This is a genomic window from Actinomadura madurae (assembly GCF_047130825.1).
GTDB classification, from domain to species: domain Bacteria; phylum Actinomycetota; class Actinomycetes; order Streptosporangiales; family Streptosporangiaceae; genus Spirillospora; species Spirillospora madurae.
In genome coordinates, this window is record NZ_CP083237.1 from 110,300 (window position 1) to 133,141 (window position 22,842).

The 22,842-nt window shown below is 71.1% G+C and carries 20 protein-coding genes; 11 read left to right on the forward strand and 9 right to left on the reverse strand.

Features of this window, described 5'->3' with window-relative positions:
* The first annotated feature begins 4 nt into the window (after positions 1 to 4).
* Together K8Z49_RS00520 and K8Z49_RS00525 are read left to right on the forward strand one after the other, a co-directional pair.
* Positions 5 to 970, forward strand: a complete 966-nt coding sequence (locus tag K8Z49_RS00520) for a fumarylacetoacetate hydrolase family protein (protein ID WP_412517322.1) — start codon at positions 5 to 7, stop codon at positions 968 to 970.
* The gene (locus K8Z49_RS00525; protein ID WP_075023310.1) at positions 967 to 1,986 is read left to right on the forward strand and encodes an LLM class flavin-dependent oxidoreductase; all 1,020 of its coding nucleotides are present in this window, start codon (positions 967 to 969) and stop codon (positions 1,984 to 1,986) included. Before K8Z49_RS00520 ends, K8Z49_RS00525 begins: the two co-directional genes overlap by 4 nt.
* Before the next feature lie 70 nt (positions 1,987 to 2,056).
* On the opposite strand, the gene K8Z49_RS00530 is transcribed toward K8Z49_RS00525, so the two are convergent.
* From K8Z49_RS00530 to K8Z49_RS00550, 5 genes are read right to left on the reverse strand one after another with little or no spacing between them, the layout of a single operon-like run.
* The gene (locus K8Z49_RS00530) at positions 2,057 to 3,409 is read right to left on the reverse strand and encodes a hypothetical protein (protein ID WP_412517323.1); all 1,353 of its coding nucleotides are present in this window, start codon (positions 3,407 to 3,409) and stop codon (positions 2,057 to 2,059) included.
* Positions 3,410 to 3,418: 9 nt separating this feature from the next.
* The gene (locus K8Z49_RS00535) at positions 3,419 to 4,192 is read right to left on the reverse strand and encodes an SDR family NAD(P)-dependent oxidoreductase (protein WP_412517325.1); all 774 of its coding nucleotides are present in this window, start codon (positions 4,190 to 4,192) and stop codon (positions 3,419 to 3,421) included.
* The gene (locus K8Z49_RS00540) at positions 4,185 to 5,135 is read right to left on the reverse strand and encodes an amidohydrolase family protein (RefSeq protein ID WP_021591587.1); all 951 of its coding nucleotides are present in this window, start codon (positions 5,133 to 5,135) and stop codon (positions 4,185 to 4,187) included. The genes K8Z49_RS00535 and K8Z49_RS00540 overlap by 8 nt, the downstream gene beginning before the upstream one ends.
* Positions 5,128 to 5,928, reverse strand: coding sequence for an SDR family NAD(P)-dependent oxidoreductase (locus K8Z49_RS00545; RefSeq protein WP_021591586.1), 801 nt, complete (start codon positions 5,926 to 5,928; stop codon positions 5,128 to 5,130). The genes K8Z49_RS00540 and K8Z49_RS00545 overlap by 8 nt, the downstream gene beginning before the upstream one ends.
* Positions 5,925 to 6,452 carry a carboxymuconolactone decarboxylase family protein gene (locus K8Z49_RS00550; RefSeq protein WP_412517326.1) on the reverse strand — a complete coding sequence of 176 codons (528 nt, stop codon included), beginning with the start codon at positions 6,450 to 6,452 and terminating at the stop codon, positions 5,925 to 5,927. The genes K8Z49_RS00545 and K8Z49_RS00550 overlap by 4 nt, the downstream gene beginning before the upstream one ends.
* A gap of 330 nt (positions 6,453 to 6,782) precedes the next feature.
* On the opposite strand from K8Z49_RS00550, the gene K8Z49_RS00555 reads away from it, so the two are divergent.
* Positions 6,783 to 8,363, forward strand: coding sequence for an FAD-binding oxidoreductase (locus K8Z49_RS00555; RefSeq protein WP_024933995.1), 1,581 nt, complete (start codon positions 6,783 to 6,785; stop codon positions 8,361 to 8,363).
* A 148-nt stretch (positions 8,364 to 8,511) separates the two neighbouring features.
* Positions 8,512 to 9,231, forward strand: a complete 720-nt coding sequence (locus K8Z49_RS00560; protein ID WP_052357186.1) for a GntR family transcriptional regulator — start codon at positions 8,512 to 8,514, stop codon at positions 9,229 to 9,231.
* A gap of 18 nt (positions 9,232 to 9,249) precedes the next feature.
* Here K8Z49_RS00560 and K8Z49_RS00565 read toward each other — a convergent pair whose 3' ends face one another.
* Entirely contained in the window at positions 9,250 to 10,137 is an 888-nt protein-coding gene (locus K8Z49_RS00565) for an ABC transporter ATP-binding protein (protein ID WP_021591582.1), read from the reverse strand.
* Positions 10,138 to 10,666: 529 nt separating this feature from the next.
* Here K8Z49_RS00565 and K8Z49_RS00570 point away from each other — a divergent pair.
* From K8Z49_RS00570 to K8Z49_RS00600, 7 genes are all read left to right on the forward strand, one after another.
* Entirely contained in the window at positions 10,667 to 11,665 is a 999-nt protein-coding gene (locus tag K8Z49_RS00570; RefSeq protein ID WP_021591581.1) for an ABC transporter substrate-binding protein, read from the forward strand.
* A 31-nt stretch (positions 11,666 to 11,696) separates the two neighbouring features.
* Complete coding sequence (locus K8Z49_RS00575) at positions 11,697 to 12,566, forward strand: ABC transporter permease (RefSeq protein ID WP_412517328.1); 870 nt, start codon at positions 11,697 to 11,699, stop codon at positions 12,564 to 12,566.
* Between the two features lie 50 nt (positions 12,567 to 12,616).
* Positions 12,617 to 13,384 carry an ABC transporter permease gene (locus K8Z49_RS00580; protein WP_412517329.1) on the forward strand — a complete coding sequence of 256 codons (768 nt, stop codon included), beginning with the start codon at positions 12,617 to 12,619 and terminating at the stop codon, positions 13,382 to 13,384.
* 88 nt (positions 13,385 to 13,472) lie between these two features.
* Positions 13,473 to 14,264 carry an IclR family transcriptional regulator gene (locus K8Z49_RS00585; RefSeq protein ID WP_412517330.1) on the forward strand — a complete coding sequence of 264 codons (792 nt, stop codon included), beginning with the start codon at positions 13,473 to 13,475 and terminating at the stop codon, positions 14,262 to 14,264.
* A 104-nt stretch (positions 14,265 to 14,368) separates the two neighbouring features.
* Positions 14,369 to 15,847: an aldehyde dehydrogenase family protein gene (locus tag K8Z49_RS00590; RefSeq protein WP_412517332.1), complete on the forward strand. Its 1,479-nt coding sequence runs from the start codon at positions 14,369 to 14,371 to the stop codon at positions 15,845 to 15,847.
* A 56-nt stretch (positions 15,848 to 15,903) separates the two neighbouring features.
* The gene (locus K8Z49_RS00595) at positions 15,904 to 17,532 is read left to right on the forward strand and encodes a thiamine pyrophosphate-dependent enzyme (protein ID WP_412517334.1); all 1,629 of its coding nucleotides are present in this window, start codon (positions 15,904 to 15,906) and stop codon (positions 17,530 to 17,532) included.
* A 158-nt stretch (positions 17,533 to 17,690) separates the two neighbouring features.
* The gene (locus K8Z49_RS00600; RefSeq protein ID WP_021591575.1) at positions 17,691 to 18,434 is read left to right on the forward strand and encodes a GntR family transcriptional regulator; all 744 of its coding nucleotides are present in this window, start codon (positions 17,691 to 17,693) and stop codon (positions 18,432 to 18,434) included.
* A gap of 69 nt (positions 18,435 to 18,503) precedes the next feature.
* On the opposite strand, the gene K8Z49_RS00605 is transcribed toward K8Z49_RS00600, so the two are convergent.
* The 3 genes from K8Z49_RS00605 to K8Z49_RS00615 form a co-directional block, all read right to left on the reverse strand.
* Complete coding sequence (locus tag K8Z49_RS00605) at positions 18,504 to 19,895, reverse strand: carboxylesterase/lipase family protein (RefSeq protein ID WP_412517336.1); 1,392 nt, start codon at positions 19,893 to 19,895, stop codon at positions 18,504 to 18,506.
* Complete coding sequence (locus tag K8Z49_RS00610; protein ID WP_412517338.1) at positions 19,892 to 21,118, reverse strand: amidohydrolase family protein; 1,227 nt, start codon at positions 21,116 to 21,118, stop codon at positions 19,892 to 19,894. Before K8Z49_RS00610 ends, K8Z49_RS00605 begins: the two co-directional genes overlap by 4 nt.
* Positions 21,119 to 21,292: 174 nt before the next feature.
* Positions 21,293 to 22,681 (reverse strand): FAD-binding oxidoreductase, encoded by a 1,389-nt coding sequence (locus K8Z49_RS00615; RefSeq protein WP_200871673.1) that lies wholly within the window; start codon positions 22,679 to 22,681, stop codon positions 21,293 to 21,295.
* Positions 22,682 to 22,842: the final 161 nt, after the last annotated feature.

Sequence of the window (22,842 nt, forward strand, 5' to 3'; positions counted from 1 at the left end):
CATCATGCGCTGGACCGCTTACCGATCACCGCACGACCGCACCCCGCGACTCGGGCTCGTCGAAGGCGAGGAGGTCCTTGAGTCCCCCAGCCAGAACGACCTGCTCGCGCTGCTGGGGGACGACGGCTCCCGGATGACCGAGGCTGCCGAGGAGGCACGCACCGTCCCGGCCGCCCGCCGGCGCCTGGAGGACCTTCATCTCCAGGCTCCCATCCCGGTCCCGCCGTCGATCCGCGACTTCATGGCCTTCGAGGAGCACCTGCTGCCGATCCTGGCCGCGCGCGGAGCCCGGCTCGATCCCGCGTGGTACGAGATACCGGCGTTCTACTTCACGAACCCGGCCGCGGTGCTCGGCCCCACCGACGACGTGCCCTGCGCGCCCGGCGCGGTCGAACTCGACTTCGAACTGGAGATCGCCGCGGTCGTGGGGGTGGCGGGCCGCGACCTGACCCCGGAGCAGGGCACCGCCTTGATCGCCGGGTACATCCTCATGTGCGACTGGAGCGCCCGCGACCTGCAGCGCCGGGAGCGCGGTATCGGCCTCGGGCCGGTCAAGGGCAAGGACTGGGCGACCTCGTTCGGCCCCCTCTTCGTCACCCCGGACGAGCTGCCGCTCGATCCCCGCGGCCGTACGCCCGACATTCCCATGACCGCGTCGGTCAACGGCCGCGCCTACTCCGAAGGGCGTCTCGGCGAACTGTTCTGGACCTTCGGGCAGATGATCGCCTATGCGTCGAGGGGAACCGAGGTCCGCCCGGGCGATGTGATCGGCAGCGGGACGGTGGGCACCGGCTGCATCGCCGATCTCGCCGCCCGCCGTTCACCGGAGGAGTACCCGTGGCTTGAGGCGGGTGACGTCGTCCGGCTCGACGCCGGTCCGCTCGGCACGATCCAGAGCCGGCTCGTGCCGGCGCCCGCCGTGGTCCCTCTGGGTGATCCGCTCCGCCCCGTCAAGGAGGTCGCCCGGTGAAACGCTCGATCGTCTTCTCCGTCAGGTCGTTCGCGGTGCTCCGGCAGGCGGCGCGGATCGTCGAGCACCACGGCCTCGACCGCGCGTGGGTGACGGAGACGCCGGGGCGGGACGCGCTCATGCGGGCCGTCGAGGTCGCGGGCCACACCCGGCGGATCGGCGTCGGAACGGGCATCGCGTACGCCTTCACCCGCCATCCCCTCGCGATGGCCGCCGCCGCGATCGAGGCCAACGAGGTCACGGGCGGGCGGCTGACGCTCGGCGTCGGCACCGGTCCGGCGGACTTCCGCTCGGCCCTCGGCGTCGACTTCACCCGGCCGGCCGCCCGGCTGGGGGAGTACCTCGCGCTCGTCCGAGCGGCCCTGACCGCCACCGACGGCCTCGACTTCCAGGGAGAGTTCTACCGGACCAGGCTGGACTCGTTCGGCAGCGCGGTGCCGCTCGAGAACCGGGCCGCCATCCGGGTATACGGGTCCGGGATGACCCCCGCGTCGCTGCGCGCCATGAGCCGCGCCGCGCATGGAATAGCGCTGCATCCGCTGGCGGCCTTCGCGCCCTACCTCGAAGGGACCGCCCTTCCCAGCATCGCCGAGACGGGTGCCTCGCCCGCCATCGCCGCCTGGTGCGTGACCAGTGTCCACCCGGACGCGGGCCGGGCGATGCGGGAGGCGCGGGCACGTCTCGCCCTCTACCTCTCGGTGCCGGGCCTCGGCCGCGTCGCGGACGGCACCCCGTGGGAGAAGGACGTCGCACGGTTGCGGCAGGCGGCACCGGCCCACCACGGGCGCCCCGACTGGGCCGCGCTCGGGGAGCTGGTCCCGCCGGACCTCGCGGAGGAGCTCGCCGTGGTCGGCAGCCCCGACGAGGCGGCGGAGAAGCTGGCCTCGCGCCGTGCAAGGCTCGGCCTGCGCGGCATCGACGAACTCGTCCTGCAGCCGGCCGTGATGGGCGGTACGGACGAACAGCTGCTGGAGGCCATCGAGGGGACCGCGGCGGCTTGGGACGGCGTCTCCTGACACACCCGGGTCTCCTGAAACACCGGGTCTCCTGACACCGGCCCAAGCCGCAACGCTCGCGCCCCGAGGCTCAGGACGACCCGGTCAGGCCGCACTCGCGGGCGACATCGGCCAGCTCCGCATCGTCGAGCAGCCGCCCCCGCTCGGCCATGGTGTCCCGCACCCGCGCCAGGAAGGCGTCGACGCCCTGGTGATCGGGGGCGAAGCCGAGCTCGACGAGCTTGTCCCACGCGGTGAAGGGACCGCTCATCTCGGTGAGCGGGGCCCGCTGCTCCGACCCGACCCATTCCGGGGAGATGCAGTTGTGCAGGAGCGAGTCGACGCCGAGCTCCTGCGTCATGAAGTCCATGCCGCCCCAGCTGTAGACCTGGTCACCGGTGACCGGGTGGTTGTAGGCGCGCCGGTAGGAGGTCATCGCCTCGGCGGTCCGGGCCAGGTGCGTCAGGGTTCCGGGGTCGATGCCCGTGGACACCCCGTACAGTGCCTCGAACGCCGCGACCGTGGCCGCGAGGTCGGCGTTGCCGGGCCCTCCGCAGTAGCCGTTCACCGAGACCTCCACGGCGTCGGCGCCCGCGCGGGCCGCCGCGACCGCGACGGCGACCGCCAAGCCGAAGGTGTTGTGCGGGTGCAGCCCGATGCGGACCCCGGGCGCCAGCGCACGCGTGCGGCGGACGAGCTCGGCCATCGCCTCGGGGGCCATCGCTCCCGGGCCGTCGAACAGCGCGATCTCCGCCGCGCCGGCCTCGGCCAGCGCCTTCACCGTCCCGCTGTGACGCTCCTCGTCGAGGAAGGACACCATGAGCATCGGGGCCGTGACGGCGAGGCCCAGATCGCGGGCTCGGGCCACCAGGCTCACGGCCCGCTCCAGGTAGCCGTCCCGGTCGGCCGGCTGGCCTCGGCCGCGCCAGTCCTCCCCGGCCCACGTCCGCGCGAACAGGTGAGGCTCGTACATGGTCGAGGCACTGCCCCACGGCGGCACCCACACCTGGACGGCATCGAAACCGGCCTCCGCGGCCGCTTCGAGGTCGGCCGACGTGAAGAGCATCGGGCACGTCACCCGGCACTTCGGGTTCAAGGCGCGGATCTCCTGGACGTCCCGGCGGACGTCCTCGACCGGCCGTCCTCGCACGCCCGCCGCGACGATCTCCGGGACTCCGGACGCCACCAGCGCGCGCAGGAAGGAGCGCTTCGCCTCCGGTGTCGTCACGACTCCGGGGAGGGCCTCCAGCGACCTCATGGTGACGTCCCGCAGGGCGACCTTCGCCGGCATCGCGCCGACGACGGCCGGGTCCCGGTTGAGCGGGCTGACCGACCACCGGCCGGGCTCGTACGCCCCGGGTCTGCGCATGGCGTCGATGTCGGCCCGGAAGGCGCGCTTCTCCTCGTCGGTGAAGACGGTCGGCTTCTGATGGGAATGCGTCATCGTGGCTCCTTAGACCGCTGTCACGCCGCCGTCGACGGCGAAGTCGGCGCCGGTGACCCAACCGGCCTCGTCCGAGGCGAGGTAGACGGCGCACCAGGCGATGTCGTCGGGCACGCCGAGCCGGCCGACGAGCGTGCGGGCGATGAACCGTTCGGAGGCGGAGCCGGCCGAGAGGCCCGCGGCGGCGGTGGCGCGCGTCTGCACGAGCCCGGGCGCGATGGTGTTCGCGCGGATGCCGTCGGGCCCTCCCTCGACGGCGAGCTGCCTGGTCATCGACAGCACGGCGCCCTTCCCCGCGCAGTGCGCGACCATGCCGAGGCTCCGGCTCGCCCGGTGGGAGTTGACGGAGGCGAAGTTGATGATCGACGCGCTCCCGGCCGCCTTGAGCAGCGGCCAGGCTTCGCGGCAGGCGAGGAACACCAGGTCGACCTCTCCCGCGATGGTGGGCCGCCACTGCGAGTCGAAGTCCATCTCGTCGGCCCGCGCCATGTGCGGGGGGATCGCGGCGGCGTTGACGAGAACGTGCGCACGGCCATGCCGTTCACGGGCCACGCCGACGTACCGCCGCACATCGTCCGGCCTGGTGAGGTCCAGCGGGTGCACCGACTCGATCGGGGTGCCCGCCTCCGCGGCGAGGGCCACGGTCTCCTCCGCGCGATCGGGATCGATGTCGCAGCCGATGACCGACGCGCCCTCGGCCGCGAACCGGAGCGCGATGCCCTGGCCGATCCCCGCGCCGATGCCCGTCACCAGCGCCACCTTGTCCTTGAGCCGCTCAGCCATGCGCAAATCCTTTCGAAGCGGGTTCGGTTGCCGGGCCGAAGCCGAAGAGCTCCGCCGGGTTGGTCACGAGCAGGCGTTCCCGCAGGGCCGCCGTCGGGGCCATCTGCTCGATGAGGTCGACGAGCATCCCGTCGTCGGGCGCGGTCCCGGTGATGTTCACGTGGGGATAGTCGGTCCCCCAGACGACGCGTTCGGGGAACCGTTCCACGAGGAGCGCGGCCAGCGCCACGGCGTCGGGATAGGGCGGGCCGACGAGGGACAGCCGGTCCACGCCGCTGAGCTTCACCCACACGTCGCCGCGTTCCAGCAGGGACGTCAGCGCCTGGACCGAAGGCCCGTCGAGCCCTTCCGCGAGATCGACCCGGGCCATGTGGTCGATGACCACCGGCGCGGGGATGGCGGCGATCAGTGCGGCGTGCTCCACGATGCCGCGGGCCCGGACGTGGATCTCGGCATGCCAGCCGAGATCGGCCACCTGCCCGAGCATCCGCAGGGCCTGCTCCGGCTCGGGGCCCGGCCCGAGATGGGTGACGAAATGCAGCCGGGCGCCGCACACCCCGGCCGCGTCGAGCCGGAGGATCTCCGCCGTGCCGATCCCCGGCCGGAGGATGGCCACGCCGCGGCGGTTCGCGCGGTCGGCGGCCAGCGCGTCCAGCAGCGGACGGTGGTCCGTGCCGTGCCCCGCGGACTGGACGAACACCGCCCGCTGGAACCCCAGGAAGCGCTGCAGGCCCGTGACCTCGTCCCGTGGCGCGTCGACCGGGGTGAAGGCCCGGTCAGGTGGATAGGGGAACACGTCGGCGGGCCCGAAGACATGGCAGTGGGCGTCGGTCGAGCCGCTGGGGAGTGCCAACGATGGTCTGCGCGGCCGCGGGTGCGGTCCCGGATTGCCCGGGGACGGCGTGAACACGCGGGCGGCCTCGGCGCCGGTCGCCTCAGTCACAGCGCGCCGTCATTCCCCCGTCGACGACGAGTTCCGTCCCGGTGACGAACCTCGACTCGTCGCTCGCGAAGAACAGGGCGGCATTGGCCGTATCACGGCCATCGCCCATGAAACCGAGCGGAATCCTCGCCTGGCGCTGCCGCAGCAGGAGCGCGACGTCGCCTCCGGCGCGCTGCCCGGCCAGCCGCGCCTCCACCATCGGCGTGTGGAGCTGACCGGGGACGACGGTGTTCACCCGCACTCCGAACGGCGCGTACTGGACGGCGGAGACCCGGGAGAGCTGGATGACGGCCGCCTTCGCCGAGGCGTACGCCACCTGGGCCGCGCCGGTGTAGCGAAGGCCCGACGCGGAGGAGATGTTGACGATGGAACCGCCGCCGCCGGAGCGCATGACGGGAACCGCGGCCTTGCATCCCAGGAAGACGCTCGTCAGATTGACCTCCAGCTGCGCGTGCCAATCGTCGATACCGAGCTCGGCGACGCCGCCCGCGCGGGATCCGCCGACGTTGTTGACGAGGATGTCGAGCCCGCCGTGCTCCTCGACGCAGGCGCCCACGAAGGCCTCGACGGCCTGCTGGTCGGTGACGTCCGCGAGCCGGAGCGCGGCCGACCCGCCGATCTCACGGACCTGCTCGAACGTCTTCTCCAGGGACTCCTTGTCGCGGTCGACCAGGAGGACATGAGCGCCCTCGCGGGCGAAGGTGACGGCGGTCGCCCTCCCGTTGCCCCATCCGGGGCCGACGCTGCCCGCGCCCGTGATGACGGCGACCTTGCCTTCCAGCCGCCCCGTCATGACGCACCGTCCGTGGACGTGATGCCGAGGGCGACGATGAGCCGGGAGACCATGTTGTAGGCCGCGATGACGACGGCCAGCTCGACCAGCGCACCGACGCCGAGCCGGGCCCGCAGGTCCGCGAAGAGGTCGTCCGGAACCCGCAGGTCCCGGGTCATGGCGTCCGTCAGCCGCAGGGCCGCCGCCTGCAAGGGGGTGAACACGTCGGCGCCCTTCCCGCCGGCTATGCGGAGCTGGGCGAGCTGTGCCGGCCCCAGCCCGGCCGCCGCGGCATCGGGCAGGTGGGCGTCCCACTCGTAGGCCGCGTCGTTGAGGACGGCCACGCGGAGGATCGCCAGCTCCCGGAGATCCGCCGGAAGGAACTCCCCGGCGCGCAGGGCCCCGAGCAGCGAGTTCCAGCCGTCCGCCGCCTGCGGCGCGTGGAGCAGTACATGGTCTAGGGGCCGCAGCACTCCGCCCGCGCGGCGGTGCCGGATCCGATCCGCGATCTCGCCCGTGCCGGCTGCCTCCGGGACCCGCGCCATCTCAACCTCCTACTGTGACAAGCCAGTCCGGACCCATGTGTCGACACAAGGCCGGTGTTTCCGGTGATCGTCCGCCCACGTCCGAGGGCATCGGCGGACGCCGCGGCCACGCTCGATGCACGGTTGTGGCCGGTAGTCGCCGATTACTATACTGTCGACACATCCCGAATCCTTCAACCCGGGTCGGGATCAGAAGTGGGCCGGCCGACCAAAATGTCGACAGATTGCCGATGGGGCTCATCACATCAGAGGTGATCAGGTGCGCTGCTCCGAGCGCAGCGCCCCCGTCGACGTTCATCGGCACGCCTGTGATGGAAGGAGATGACGCGCATGACCCAGGTGACGGAGGGACGTCCGGCCGAGGCGTCGCTCGAGGCGGCGCTCGCCCGGTTCGAAGCGATCGTCGGGCCGGAGCACGTGCTCCGCACGACCGCCGCGCTGGAGGAGTTCCGCGACCCGTTCCAGCCGGCCGGCTGGGACGACCACACGCCCTCGGCGGTGGTCCAGCCCGAGACCGTCGAGCAGGTCCAGGAGATCGTCCGGGTCGCGGCCGAGCACTCCGTTCCGCTGTGGCCGAACGGCCAGGGCCGCAACAACGGATACGGTGGCGCGGGCCCGCGGCTCTCCGGCTCGGTCACGGTCAATTTCCGGCGGATGAACCGGATCTTGGAGATCGACGACGAGCTCTGTTACGCCCTGGTCGAACCGGGCGTCAGCTTCCTGGAGCTCGACGCCGCCCTCCGGGACGGGGGACATCCGCTTCTGCTGTCGGTTCCGGACATCGGGTGGGGCAGCCTCGTCGGCAACTCCCTGGACCACGGCGTCACCTACCTGAAATACGGGCAGGACTTCATGGCGCCCTGCGGGCTGGAGGTCGTGACGGCCGACGGCGAACTGCTCCGCACCGGTATGGGCGGCGTCCCGGGAAGCCGCAGCTGGAACCTCTACCGGCGCGGCCTCGGGCCCTCGCTCGACCAGCTGTTCATGCAGTCGAACCTCGGAATCGTCACCAAGATGGGCGTGTGGCTCCAGCGCAGCCCGGAGGTCGTCATGCCGGTGACGGTCGTCGCCCGCAGGGAGGACGACATCGTGGAACTGGCCGACACGCTCCGCGGGCTGCTCCTCGACGGGACGGTCGCGGGCGTCCCCGTCATCTACAACACGCCGAGCGCGGCGGCCATGGTCTCCCAGCGCTCCGACTGGTACGACGGCACGGGGCCGATGCCGGAGGAGGTCCTCGACCGGGTCGGGCGCGAGCTGGGCATCGGACGCTGGACCATGCGGCTGTCGCTCTGGGGCGACGGCCCGGTCGTCGACCACAGGTTCGCCAAGATCAAGGCCGCGTTCGGCGCGATCCCGGGGGTGGAGGTCACCGGGCGGCGGACGACCCCCGAGCGGGCGAGGGAGCTGGAGCACCCGTCCGATCGGGTCGCGGCCGGCGTCCCCGGCCTCGACCTCGTCGGCATGGCGGGCTGGCGCGCCGGCGCACGCGGCGGGCACATGGACTTCGCCCCGGTCGTGCCGCTGAAGGGGGCGGAGATCCTCCGGTTCGTCCGCACCTTCCGGCCGATGGTGGAGGCCGTCGGGCTGGACTTCAAGAGCGCCATCATGGCGATCTCGGAACGCAGCGCGATCTACGTCAGCGGCAGCAACTTCGGATTCGACGACGAGGACCAGGCCCGGCTCGTTTACGAGACCATGAAGAAGCTCGTCAGCGAGGCGGGGAAGCGCGGATACGGCAACTACCGAGCGCATCTCAGCGTCATGGATGTGGCCGCCGAACAGTTCTCGTTCAACGACCACGCGTATATGCGCTTCGTCGAGAAGATAAAGGACGCGGTGGATCCGGCCGGCATTCTCGCGCCCGGCAAACAGGGCATCTGGCCGGCGTCGCGTCGGCACCGGCCTTGACCTACGGACGTCCGTCGTCGCCGGGCGGGGCGGAATTGGGCTCCGCCCGGCGGGCGCGGTCACTTCCGTGCCCGCGGGCGGCGACGTTGGAAGCGTGTGCCGATGTGCGTCAGACTTGCGCGTGCATTGCAGCGGAGACGGGGAATCGATGAGCGAGGTCGTAGTGGAGCAGGCCGAGGGCCGTACGGCGGAATTGGTGCGCCTCCTCCAGATCGAGGAGCGGCGCGAACCGGCCGTCGCCCATGTCGCGATCTGGGTCGCTCGCGGCATCGTGGAAGGCCGCCTCAAGCCCGGCCAGGATCTCAACTCCGTCGACCTGGCCCGCCGCTTCGAAAGCAGCCGGACCCCCGTCCGGGAGGCCCTGATGCTCCTGGAGTCCGAAGGGCTGGTGGAGATCAAGGCGCGCAGGCGCCCGCGGGTCGCCTCGTTCACTCCCGAGCGGGTACGCGAGATCTACCTGGTACGGCGGCACCTCCTGGCGCTGATGGGCTCACTGGTGACGGAGCACATCACCGACCAGGAGATCGAGGACCTGCGGGACCGGCTGTCCCGGATGCAGGAGGCGGCCGAGGCGGGCGACGTCGACGGCTACTTCTGGGGCCACGTCGACCTGCAGAGCCGCCTGCTGACGATAGCCGGCAACGACACGCTCACCAAGATCCTCGACTCCCTGGCGCTGCGCACGCTCGTCTTCCGGCACGCGTCCCTGGCCCGCCCGGGTCGCCTGACCGCGTCGGTGGCCGACCAGGTGAGGATCTTCGAAGCGATCGCCTCCCGCGACGGCGAACTCGCCGCGCTGCTGCTCTCGCGTGCCACCGACGCGGCCCTCAAGGCCATCGACCTGTCCGTGCTCACCTCTTCCGACTGAGGCTCCGACGCTTCACCGTCACACCGTCGCGCTACGGGCGGGGCCCCTCCCGGAGCGGCCGTCGGGCGTGGCCGGCCCGGCGGGCGTGCCAGTCGCGGCGGAAGAACCGGGAGGCGTGGGCTGGCCCGCGCGGATCTCCTCGAGCACGCGGGTCCGGAGCTCGGCGAACCTGGGAAGAGCGCGCGTGGTGATCTGGTCGCGGTCCGGGCCCAGGTCGATCGCCAGATCGTCGACGACGTGGGTCGGGCGCCCCGCCATGACGACGACCCGGTCGGAGAGGTAGACGGCCTCGTCGATGTCGTGCGTCACCACGACGACGGTGATCCCGAGCTCGCGGCGCAGCCGCAGAGCCAGGTCCTCCAGCTCGAAGCGCGCCTGCGCGTCCACCGAGCCGAAGGGCTCGTCCATGAGCAGGATGGGGGAGCGGTACGCGATGGCGCGGGCGATCGACACCCTTTGCTGCATCCCGCCTGAGAGCTGCCAGGGGTACTTGCCGCCGACACCGTGCAGTCCCACGGCCTCCAGGCTCTCCTCGGCGCGCGCCATGCGCTCCGACTTCTTGACACCCATTCCTTGGAGCGGCAGGGCGACGTTGTCCCAGACCTGCAGCCACGGCATGAGAGATCCCCGGTAGTCCTGGAAGACGACGGCGATCTCGGGAACGGGCTGGGTCACCTGCCGGCCGGCCACCGAGACGGCGCCGGCCGTAGGGCGGAGGAGCCCCGACAGGCAACGCAGCAGCGTCGTCTTGCCCGCGCCCGAAGGGCCCACGATGCACACGAACTCGCCGTACGAGACGGTCAGGCTGATGCCGCCGAGGACATCGTGAGCGGTGGCGCCGGTGCCGTACGTCATGTGAATGTCATCCACGACGAGATGCGGGGTGCGGGTCGTCTCCTCTGACATGAGCCTCGTATCCAGTGGTGAGAGAACTGATGGCGTGGCCCACGCTACTGTCGACACTGATGCTCTGGCAAGGGGCGTATCCTCTGCACTCTTCCCCGGGAGGATGCCTTCTGTGCGCCATGTGTCGACACCTGGAGGTGCGAGCCTCGGTTGCCCGCCGTCGGGCGGTCACCCGAGTCCGTCCCCGATGAGGAGTGGTCGAACCCGCCCCGACGTCAGCGGGCTCGCGTCCGTGAGCGCCCCTCCCTGCCACGCGGCGAAGTGTCGACACAGTATCGATCGGACCGGTGGGCGTGTGTGGTCGGCCACGTGCCGGAGACGGGGTCCCATGACGGACATAGGCGCAGACAAGGGTGGCTAAAGCGGGATGTGGAGCGGGGTTGCCGGACGAAGGGTGCCGTGTGCTTGACAGTCCAAATCTGTCGACAGTATGGTCCGAAAGCAGTGAGACCGTCGTCACAGACGCGGTCGGCCACCTCACATCCGAAGTCCTCGTCGGCTTGGCCGATCTCTGGAAGGAACCACGAATATGCAGGTCAGCAGTCTCATGCGCCGATGGCTCGCCGGTATGGCCGGCCTCTCACTCCTCGCGGGCTCCCTCGTCGCGTGCGGCGACTCGGACAGCGGCAAGACGGCCGACGGGCTGACCAAGGTGACCGTGCTCCGCTCGTCCGGTTCGACCTTTGAGCCCCTCTACATCGCGCAGGACCAGGGATACTTCAAGAGCGCCGGGCTGCAGGTGACGATCAAGGCGGGCGCGTCGGACCAGTCCCAGAACGCGCCGTCCGTCCTGCGGGGCGAGGCGCAGTTCGCCATGTCGGACAGCGTCCAGGTGGCGAAGGGGGCCGAGGCGGGTCTCGCCATCAAGATCGTGTCCGGCCTCCAGTCGTCGACCACGGCCGCTCCGCCGTCCGACGGGCTCGCGGTCCCGGCCGACAGCCCGATCAAGTCGTTCGCCGACGTGGGCGGGAAGACGATCGCCCTCCCGAACCTCGGGGGCAGCATCCAGGTCATGAGCAACTACGCGGCGGAGCAGGCCGGGGTGGATCCCTCGACGATCAAATACGTCGCCCTGCCGTTGAACTCCATCGTCGACTCGCTGAACAAGGGGCAGGTCGACGGCGCCTACATCTTCGCGACCTTCCTCGACGCCGCGCGGACGTCCGGTAACCGGATCATCGGCAAGGGAATGAACGAGCTGCCGGGCTTCCCGCAGTCCATCCTGTTCGCCGGGTCCGACTGGCTGAAGGAGAACGACGCCACCGCCAAGAAGTTCGTCGACGCGGTCGCCAAGGCCATCGCCTACGCCAACACGCACCCGGACGACGTCCGCGCGATCGACACCAAGTACACCCAGCTTCCGCCGAACTACATCAAGAACCGTTCGATCCAGCCGTTCTCGGCTCAGATCGACACGGAGACGCTCAAGACGGTCGTGAGCAAGATGGCCGCCTACAAGATCTCCAAGTCCGCGCCCGACCCGTCCTCCCTCCTGTGGAGCGGCGCACCGACGGGCGACATCAAGTGAGGCAAGGCCCTGGCGGAGGAACACCGATTCCATGACCCGTGCACCAGCGACAGCAGAGGCGGAGGGTGAGGAGATGGCCTCGACGGCGTCGACGGACGAGATCCCACGCCGATCCGCCCTGGGGATGTTCGCCAGGAGGCGGGCGCTCCGCCTTCAGCAACTGCTCGTGGTGATCGTGGTGGTCGCCTCGTGGACGGTCCTGTGCGAGAGCGGATGGATCAGCCGCGAGGCGCTCCCCACCCCGATCCAGGTCGCGAAGGCTCTGTGGCGGGCCCTTTTCACGGCCGATTTCTGGGTGGCCGTGGGGCAGACCCTCCGCGGAGCCGTCTCCGGACTGCTCCTGGCGGCGCTCATCGGGATTCCCCTCGGGCTGCTCACCGGAACCTATGCCGCGGCGGAGCGGTCGAGCCGGCTTCTCGTCGACGTCCTGCGGTCGTTCCCGGTCATCGCGCTGCTGCCCGTGTTCCTGCTCGTGATGGGCTCCAAGCCGCAGCTGGAGATCACCGTCGTCCTCATCGCCTGCGTGTTCCCCATCTTCCTGCAGGCCCAGTACGGCGCCAGGGACGTCAGACCCATCATCGACGACACCGTGCGGAGTTTCCGCGTCCCGCGCCTCCTGCGGTTCCGCAAGGTCGTCCTGCCGAACGCCACACCGTCGATCATGACGGGCCTCCGGTTCGCCGCGACGACGTCGGTGCTCGTCGCGCTCGGGGTGGAACTCCTCACCACGCTGCCCGGCATGGGACACACGATCGCGAGCGCCCAGCAGAACGGCAACGCGCCTCTCGCCTTCGCCTACATCGTCACCGCCGGCTTCCTGGGCTGGACCATCAACAAGTGCTCCGATCTCTTGCAGGACCGGCTTCTGGCATGGCGCCGGTCGACACGGGAAGTGGTCTGATGGCTACGACACGGCAATCTGTCCGCAGCGGGATGCTGGGCCGGATACTGATGCAACTCTGGTTGCCCTGTGTCGTGGTCGCCATCTGGTGGGTCTGGTCCGCCGGCCACAGCAGCTTCAACTTCCCGTCGCTGCCGACGATGCTGACGGCGATGTGGGACGCCTTGGCGCACGGAGGGCTGAAGTCGGACCTGTGGTTCAGCCTCAAGAACGTCCTCGCCGGACTGGCGATCGCCACGGTCGCGGGGGTGGCCGCGGGCCTGGTGATCGGCGAGTCCGACGGCCTGCGCCGCGCGACGGGTCCCATGCTCGACTACTTCAGGGCGACGCCGACGATCGCCTTCGTGCCGATGATGATCCTCACGTTCGGGGTCGGCGCGACACCCAAGATCGTCCTCATCGTCCTCGGGTCGTTCTGGCCGATCCTGCTCAACACGATCAGCGGTGTGGCGGGCATCAACCCGGCGGTGAACGACACCGCGAGCAGCTACCGGGTGCCGTGGCGCCTGCGGCTCCTCAAGGTCACGCTGCCCGGGGCCTCACCCCAGATCTTCGCCGGTCTGCGGGTCGCGCTGCAGATCGCGATCGTGCTCATGGTCGTGAGCGAGATCTACGGATCGCCGGTGGGCCTCGGGCACTTCATCCTGGAGAGCGGATCCAGCTTCCGGGTCGCCGACACCTGGGGCGGAACGATCCTGATCGGGATCGTCGGATACGTCCTGAGCGTGGCGCTGCTCTTCGTCGAGCACGCTCTTCTCGGCTGGCACTTCGAGCGCGCACCGCGAGCCAAGCGCTTCCAGCGCCTGCAGCACGGCTGACCGGCTTCGACCGGGCGTGAAACGAAGCCTCCGTCCCGTATTCGGGAAAGCATCCGGGCCCAGCGTCGGGAAGGAGGTCGCAGAAAGCATGCCTCCCACGGGTGAACCCGGCAGGACGGTGAGTTCCCGCCTGCTGGACATCCTCTTCGCCTTCCGTCCGGACCGTCCTGACCTGAGCCTGGCCGATCTGGTGCGGGCGACCGGCATGCCGCATCCCACCGCGCGCCGACTGGCTCTGGAGCTGGTCGAGGCGGGCGCGCTGGAGCGCGGGGAGGACCGGCGGTTCACGATCGGTCTGCGGCTGTGGGAGCTGGGCACCCTGGCGCCGCGGACCGAGTCGCTGCGGGCCAGGGCCCAGCCGTTCATGGAGGACCTGCACAGCGCGCTGCACCAGCATGTGCAGCTGGCCGTCCTGGAGGGGCACGAGGCGGTGATCATCGAGCGGCTCTCCGCGCCGCACGCGCTGGGGCTGGTGTCGCAGGTCGGGGGGCGCCTGCCGCTGCACTGCTCGGGCGTGGGCAAGGTGCTGCTCGCCCACGGCGGCCCGGAGCTGATCGACAAGGTCCTGGATGCTGGGCTGCGCCGCTACACGCCGCAAACCGTGGTGGATCCCGCGGAGCTGCGGGCCCAGCTCGCGGCGTGCCGCCGGACCGGAACCGCCGTCGTCCGCGGTGAGCTGACCGAGGGGGCCGACTCGGTGGCCACCCGGATCGTCAACGGCCAAGGCCACGTCGTCGCGGCCATGTCGGTGGTGTTGCGGACGGGCTCGGTCACGCACCAGGCCGCGCTCCCGTCGCTGGTGGCCGGCGGCCTGGGCATCTCGCGGCTGCTCGGCCGGCGGCCCGGCACCCGGCTCCGCGAGGGCCGACCGCTCCAGTGATGATCGTTGAATGAACATCCGCGTTGTCGGGGTGCGGACGGCCCCGGATACTCGCGGTCTCGGCCTGCCGATGTGGCGGGGCACTCTGTGCGGAGGACAGCCGGATGTCAGCGACCGATCCGGGACGCACCGTCCCGACCTGCGATCTGTTCATTGCCGGACGCCGAGTGCCGCCGGAGTCCGAGCGGTACTTCGACACGGCGGAGGCGTTGACCGGCACGCCGATCGCGCGGGTCGCGGCGGCGTCTCCGGCCGATGCCCGCCGCGCGGTCGACGCCGCGGCGTCGGCGCTCCCGTCCTGGTCCGGCCGCCCGCCGGCCCGGCGCCGGGAGGTTCTCGCGCGTGCGGCGGCGCTGCTGGACGATCGGGCCGAGCACCTGGCCGCGGTGATGGGTGCGGAGATGGGCGCGCCCCGGGCCTGGCGCATGTTCAACGTCCACGTCGCCAAGGGCATGCTCGCCGAGGCCGCCGCACAGGCCTACTCCGCCGTCGGCGAGGTCATCCCGTCCGACGTGCCGGGACTGACCGCGCTGGGCCTCCGGCAGCCGGCCGGCGTGGTGGTCGGCATCGCGCCCTGGAACGCGCCACTGATCCTGGGCGTTCGTGCGATCGCGATGCCGCTGGCGTACGGCAACACTGTGGTCCTCAAGACCTCCGAGCAGACACCGCGGACCCAGGCCGCCATCGTCGAGGTCCTGCACGAGGCAGGCGCTCCAGCCGGTGCCGTCAACCTGGTCAGCAACGCGCCCGAGGACGCCGCCGAGGTCGTCGAAGCCCTGATCGCCCACCCCGGCACCGCCCGGGTGAACTTCACCGGGTCGACCAAGGTCGGCCGGATCATCGGCGAACTGGCCGGGCGCCACCTCACCCGCGCGGTCCTGGAGCTGGGCGGCAAGGCGCCCATGGTCGTACTGCCCGACGCCGACATCGACGCCGCCGCGGCGGCCGCCAGTTTCGGCGCGTTCATGAACCAGGGCCAGATCTGCATGTCGACCGAACGGGTGATCGCCGACCGCTCGGTGGCCGAACCGCTCAGCGACCGCCTGGCCGACATGGCCGGCAAGCTCATCGTCGGCCCGCCCGACGATCCGACCTCGCAGATCGGCCCCGTCGTCCATACCGGTGCCCGCGACCACGTCCTGGCCTTGATCGAGGACGCCCGTCGGCAGGGCGCGCAAGTGCTGACCGGCGGAGACGCCGACGGCCTCTACGTCCAGCCGACCGTGCTGCGCGGTGTGACGCCCGAGATGCGGATCTACGGCGAGGAGTCTTTCGGTCCCGTGGTTTCAGTCATCGAGGCGAACGGTGTCGACGACGCCGTGGCCAAGGCCAACGACACCGAGTACGGGCTGTCCGCCGCGGTATTCGGCCGGGACGGAGGAACGGCGCTGGATGTGGCCCGCCGAATCCGCTCGGGCATCTGCCACATCAACGGGGCCACCGTCCACGACGAACCCCAGATGCCGTTCGGCGGCGTCGGCGCCAGCGGCTGGGGACGCTTCGGCTCCAGGGCCGCGCTCGAGGAGTTCACCGAACTCCGCTGGGTGACCATCCAGTCGGGCCAGCGGCACTACCCGATCTGAGACGGCCCGAATCCCCGGCCTGGGACAGTCCGGGGACACGCACGGAAAGGGTCCGCATGAACCCGTCGCCCGCAGTGGGGCCAGGTGCTCGCAGTGTCCGCGATGCCGCCTTCGACGTCATGCGCCACTTCGAGATGACGACCATCTTCGCCAACCCCGGATCGACCGAGATCTCCTTCCTCACCGGACTGCCCGACGACGTCGAGTTCCGGCTCGCCCTGCACGAGGGCTCGGTGGTCGGCATGGCCACGGGCTGGGCGATCGCTCGCGGACGGCCCGCATTCGTCAACCTTCACACCACCGCTGGGCTCGCCAACGCGGCCGGTGCCCTGGCCACCGCGCGGACCAACCGCGCGCCCCTCGTGGTCGTCGTCGGCCAGCAGGACCGGCGGCACCTCGCCCACGACCCCTTCCTCGCCGGGCGTCTCGACGGCCTCGTGGGCCAGTACCCGGTGTGGACGAACACGCCGCTCCGTCCCCAGGACGTCCCCGCTGCCATCGCCCGGGCGCACCATGAGGCGGTCACCGGAGCCGGCCCGGCGATCGTGGTCGTCCCGATGGACGATTGGGACCAGCCCTCCGCGCCCGAACGCGGTGCTGCGCCCATGGCGGTCCACCGGGCGGCGCCCGCCACGACCGAGGCGATCGACGGCCTGGTCGAGCTCGTCGAGTCCGCCCGCCACCCGGTGATCATCGTCGGCGCGGGCGCGGACAGCCCGCCCGCCTGGTCAGCGCTGGTGGACCTGGCCGGACGGCTGGGCGCCCCGGTGTGGCAGGAACCGTTCGGTGCCCGCGCCGGCTTCCCGCAGGACCACCCGTCCTTCGCCGGGCACCTGCCCTCGGGACGGACGGCCGTCCGCCGAGCACTGCACGGTCACGACCTTCTCCTGGCGTTCGGCGCGCCAGTGCTGCGGCAGTACCCCTGGGAGCCCGGCGACCTCCTCCCCAGCGGAATGCGGACCGCGCAGGTCACCCAGTACCCCGACGAAGCCCACAACAGCGTCGCCGATCTTGCACTGATCGCCGACCCCGCCTTGATCTCTCGCGCCCTGACCGAGCGCATCAAGCGCCGCGAAACCCGCGCACCCGAGCGACCGTCCCCCGCTCCTGCCCCGGCACCGGCCTCCGGTGAGCCGCTGCGGCCGGCCCATGTCTACGATCTGCTGGCCCGCCACCTACCAGCCGATGCGATCCTGGTCGAGGAGTCGCCCTCCAGCCGCCCAGAACTTCACCGCCGGGTCCCCGCCCGTGCACCACTCGGATTCGTCAGCGCAGCCGCAGGCGGCCTGGGCTTCGGCCTGCCCGCCGCGATCGGCCTGAAGATGGGCGCCCCCACCCGTCCCGTCGTGGCCGTCCTCGGCGACGGATCCTCCCTCTACGGAATCCAGGGCCTGTGGAGCGCGGCCCACTACCAGACCGGTGTCCTCTTCGTCGTCATGTCCAACGGCGCCTACGCGATCATGGACCGGCTCGCCGAGGCATCGGGGCGCGGCAAAGCCCCATGGCCCTCGTTCACCGAGGTCGCCATCTCGGGCATCGCCGAGAACCTGGGATGCCCTGCGACGCGCGTCACCACTCACGAGCAACTCGCATCGAGCCTGGCCGAGCTGCTACCCGGCCTTGCGGGACGCACCAGCCCTCTCGTCCTCGACATCAACGTCGCCCCCGACCCCTCTTACGCATGAACCCCGACCAGTCCCCGGGGCGGCCGCACCCCAGGACTCGGGTCGGATGCCGTCGGCCGGTCCTGTCGACAGTGAGTCGCCTATCTCCTCGAAATACCGCCTCCACGTGCAGTAGTGTCGACACTGCTCCACGAAGGCGGCTGGCGGGAGACGAGAGCATGGCAGACCAGGAGACGCATTTGGCTCTGAGCCGCCTGCTACGGCTGCGAGACCGGCGCGAACCGCTGGTCGTGCAGATCGCCGAGTGGGTTGGTGCCGGAATCATCGAGGGCCGGCTGGAGCCGGGGCAGGATCTCAACAGCGTCGATCTGTCCCGCCGGTTCGACACCAGCCGTACCCCGGTGCGGGAGGCGCTGATGCTCCTGGAGCAGGAAGGCCTGGTCGAGATCAAGGCCCGGCGGCGGCCTCGGGTCGCCGCGCCCACACTTGAGGGAATCCGTGACATCTACCAGGTGCGGCGCCAGCTCCTGTCGATGCTGGCGGGGCTGCTGGTCGAGCGTGCCACCGACACCGAGCTGGCCGAGCTGCGCACCCGGATCGAGCGGATGCGGAGTCTCGCGGACGCCGGGGACGTTGACGCCTACTTCTGGGACCACGTCCAGCTCCAAGAGCGGATGACCGAGATCGCCGGCAACACCACGCTGAAGCAGATGCTGGACTCGCTCGCCCTCCGTACCCTCATGCTGCGGCATCTCAGCCTGACCCGGCCCGGCCGCCTGGCCCACAGTGTGGACGACCAGGAACGGCTCATCCAGGCTTGCGAGGAACGCGACCGGGAACTGGCCTCGGCTCTGATCGCCGGGGCGACCGTGCGGGCGCTGCGCGCGGTGGAGGAACAGATCGAGCAGGACACGGCGGACCGCCGCCGCAATCCCACCCGCCAACGTCGTGCCGCAGGCTGAACGGCCCGCCCCACTGGCGAGCGCCCCGCCGTCCACGGGCGCCTCTCTCGCGCGTTGTGGCGCAGAGCTTCACGTGCGTCGTGCGGGTGCCCGCAGCACGTCCCGGCGTACGGTGTCACCGAAGACGAGGGCTGGGGTGTCGTCGGGGCCGGTGAACCGCGGCCAAGCGGGGAGGGCCCCGCCGTTCGGGTCGCCCGTGGTGGTGAAGCGCGCCCAGGTGTCGGCCATGAGAGCCGCCAGTTCTCGGTCGGCGTCCTGCCAGGGCCAGACCGGGCGCCGATCCAGGTTGTCCAGGACGTAGGGGAGTTCGGCGGTGTGGTAGACGCCGACGTCGGGCACGCCGGGCGGCAGCGGCGGGCGGTGGGAGAAGCGGTACATCCAGGTCGGTGCGGCGGCGGCCCGGTGGCCGCGTGCCCAGTGCCAGACGGGGCGCACGAACCGGTCGTCGCCGACGGCGCCGGCATCCTCGCCTTCGGCGGCATAGACCGTTCCCTCGTCCAGGTTGGTGCCCACCATCAGCGGCACGGCGTGCTGGCGGCCGGCATCGAAGACGTCGTCGGTCGCCTCGGTCAGCACCCTGCCGTCGACCACGGGCCCGAAACGGCCCCGCACGGTCAGCTCGATACCCGATATCCGGCGCAGCGACGCGATGTCCCGGCCGCCGAAGCCGTCCGCGTAGGCGAGGCCGTGCTTCTGGGCTTCGGCCTGACTCGGCAGCGGTCCCTCCGCCCGGCCCACTCCGGACGCGCTCTGCCCGATGGCCGCGCGGAAGAACGGACGGGCCGACTGCGAGGCCATGAGGTGGCAGATGTGGGCGGCGCCGGCGGAGTTGCCCGCGAGGGTGACCCGGCCGGCGTCGCCGCCGAAGGCCGCGATGTTCGCCCGAACCCAGGTCAGGGCGGCGAGAATGTCGAGCGTCCCATAGTTTCCGGACGCGCCGACATCGTCTTCGGCGGCCAGGCCGGGGTGGGCGAGGAACCCGAGGGCGCCCAGGCGGTGGTTGAGGGTGACGACGACCACGCCCCGGCGGGCCATGCCGCCGCCGTCGTGGATGTCCTGGGATCCGTGGCCGTAGCGGTTGCCGCCGCCATGGACCCAGACCATGACGGGGAGCCCGGCGCCCGGCGCGGGGTCGGGCGTCCACACGTTGAGGTAGAGGCAGTCCTCGCTCATGACCAGGGCGCGCCGGTCGGCGAAGTTGCTCTGGTACATGACCGAGTCCCGCGGCGGCTCCGGCTGGAGGGGCGCGGGCCCGAACGAGTGCGCGTCGCGTTCCCCGTCCCAGCCCGCGGCGGGCCGGGGCGGCCGCCAGCGCAGGTCGCCGACCGGGGGCTCGGCGAAGGGGATGCCGCGGAACACGGCGATGGGGCCGTCCCACTGGCCGACCAGGCGCCCGGCGGCCGTCCGCGCTCGCGGAGAGGCCGCGCCGCCGTTCCTCTCGCTCTTCCGCCGGGCGCTCACGCCGGCGCCTTGTGCAGGACGCCGCCTTTCATGACGGCGACGAGGCGGTCACGGTCCTGGAGGACGCGGATGTCGTCCAGGGGGTCGCCGTCGACGAGCACCAAGTCGGCGAGGAACCCTTCCCGCACCAGGCCGAGTTCGTCGCCCATGCCCATCACCTGGCCGCCGTACAGGGTGGCGGCCCGCAGGGCCTCTGCGGGGGTGAAGCCGAACCACTCGACGAACAGCTGCAGGTCATGAGCATTGCGGCCGACCGGGTTCCAGGCGAATCCATAGTCTCCGCCCGGGACGACGCGCACACCGCGCCGGACGAGTTCCGGGACGACCTGCCTGACCGATTTCTCGGTGAGCTCGACCTCCATACCGGGATCGGGTTCGACGCCGGCGTGGTGGAGGTTGGCGTGGATGATCCCGGGGGTGGGGGCGACGAACACCCGCTCGCGCGCGTCCCGGAGCAGGTCAAGGGCCTCTTCGTCGGCGAAGGTGCAGTGGTAGACCGCGCGGATGCCGTGCCGGACCGCCATCTTGATCGACTCTGCCGCGTGGGCGTGCGCGGTCAGCGCCACGCCGTGCTCGCGGGAGGTCGCCGCTGCCGCGGCGACCTCCTCGTCGGTGAACTGCACGATCCGTGAGGTGCCCTGCACCACCGCGCTCTCGCCGGACAGCGACAACTTGACGATGTCGACGCCCAGGCCGGCCATCTCCCCGACGAAGCGGCCCACCGATTCCGGGTCGGGCACCCGGCCGTCGATGCCCGGGAAGTCGTAGACCCCCGGCTCGACCATGCCCGCGGTGCCCTCCCAGGACGCCGCCTTGAAGCGGGGGCCCGGCATCCAGCCCTCCGCGAAGGCCTTGCGGGCGGCGACCTCCGTCCGGGGCAGGCGGTTGCCGCCGGAGTAGGCGCTGGTGAAGCCGTGATCGAGCATGACTCGTCCCGCATGGGCCACGAGCAGGGCCTTCTCCTCATCGGGCTCGTCCCGTCTCGGGGAACGGTGCTCGACGGTCGAGCCGAAGCCGAGGTGCGTGTGGGAGTCGACGAGGCCGGGGATGAGAGTGCCGCCCGAGCCGTCCAGTACCCGGGCCCCGGCGCGCCGGGCCGCGGGCAGCCGGGGTGCGACGGCGGTGATGCGGTCGCCCTCGACGAGGACCTCGGCGGCGAAAGGCTCGCGCCCGGTGCCGTCGAAGACCCGAACGTCGGTGAAGACCGTTGTGTCACCCATCATGCGTCCCCCGTCTGTAGGTCCGGGATTGTCAGATTTCCGGGGTGCCGCGCGCCGACGCCGACGGCCTCGCGGCGCGCCCGCCGTCTCCAGGAGAGTGATGGAGAGAAGACCCGCCGGGGTTCTCGTGCACTACGGCATGCGGGGGGTGGCTTCTGCTCTGTACGGCCGGTCGGGTCAGGCGCGGTTCGCGGCGGCCAGGGCGGTGGTGGACTCGGCCGGGGTCATGTAGGTGCGGAAAAGCCCCTCGGGGTCGTAAGCGCCGCGGATCTGCTCCAGCCGCTCAGCGTTCTCGACGCTGATTCCGAGGTCGAATCGATCGGCGAGGTTGTTGTCGGAGAACTGCAGCCCCTTGGACATGTGCTGCATGGCGGCCAGCGAGCCGTGTGCCCAGGCCTCATGGCGCAGATCCTCGGCCGGATCGTTCCAACCGGCATTGGGGGAGACATAGGCCTTGGCCTGAATGGACCAGCAGGCGTCCGGACGCGGCGGGTAGTGGCCCCAGAGCATCCACAGCACGAAGCTGTTCCCGCTGGGAATGGTGTCGAAGACGGGCGCCGCCGCGGCGAGGATCTCCTCGGCCGTCCCGTCGGCCCAGACGCCGTCCACGGACCAGCGCAGCCCCTCCGGGGTGAGGCGGTCCGCGATGTCGTACAGTTCCTCGATGGTCGTCTCCTGACGCACCGTCGAGCGCACGGCGCGGTCGCGGAAGGGTGCGGTCTCCAGGAGCGCGAGCGCCTCCGGGCCGTGCTCGGTCGTGCAGAAGGCGGTGGCGGTCAGGGAGACCGTGGGCACGCCGAGGTCCGGGGTGAAGCCGACCTTGGCGGAGAATTCCACAGTGGTGGGCAGCTTCTCCAGAAGGTCGTAGGACCAGGCCAGGACCTCGTCGCGTAGGGCCAGCGGGTAACTGTGCACAGTCCGGACGATCTTCGCGGGGCGTTCGTGGACCCGCAGGTGGAAGCGGGTGACCACACCGAAGAAACCGGGACCGCTGCCCCGGGCGGCCCAGAGCAGGTCGGGATGGGTCTCGTCGGTGGCGTGCACGAGCGTCCCGTCGGCGAGGACCACGTCAATGGCGCGGATGCTCAGGCAGGCCGGACCGAGGTGCCGGGAGTTCCAGCCGTAACCACCGCCGAGGATGAACCCTCCGATGCCCACGGTGGGCGCATGGCCGGTGGGGAAGAACAACCCGTGCGGCGCGAGGGCGTCCTGGATCGCGGGGCCCTTGGCGGCGGGCTGGACGGCCGCGGTCCGGGCCTCGGGATCGACGGTGATCTCCTGCAGCCGGGAGAGGTCGATCAGCATGCCGTCGTCCCGCACGCCATTGCCGACCCAACTGTGCCCTCCGGAGCGGATGGAGACGCGCAACCCCTCCGAGCGCGCCAGCCGGACGGCCCGGACGACGTCCTGCTCGTCCTCGGCGATGACGATGACGGCGGGGAAGCGGTCCGGCCTGCGCTCGTTCCACACGGCGGCCAGGCGGGCCTCCTCATAGCCCGTGTCGCCGCGCCGGATGACGGCTCCGCGCACGGTCCGGGCAGGGTCGGTTTCGATCGATTTAGACACGATGCCTCCTCGGTGGTGCAGAGCCGACGATACTGTCGACACAAAAGCGGGGTCAAGCGGTCGGATGCCTACTAGGTGGCCGATTCTGTCGACACTATGACCTTCGGAAGGTCGGAGAGCTCCGCCGCCGGGCTTGGCGTGACGTCGGAGAGCCCGGCCGG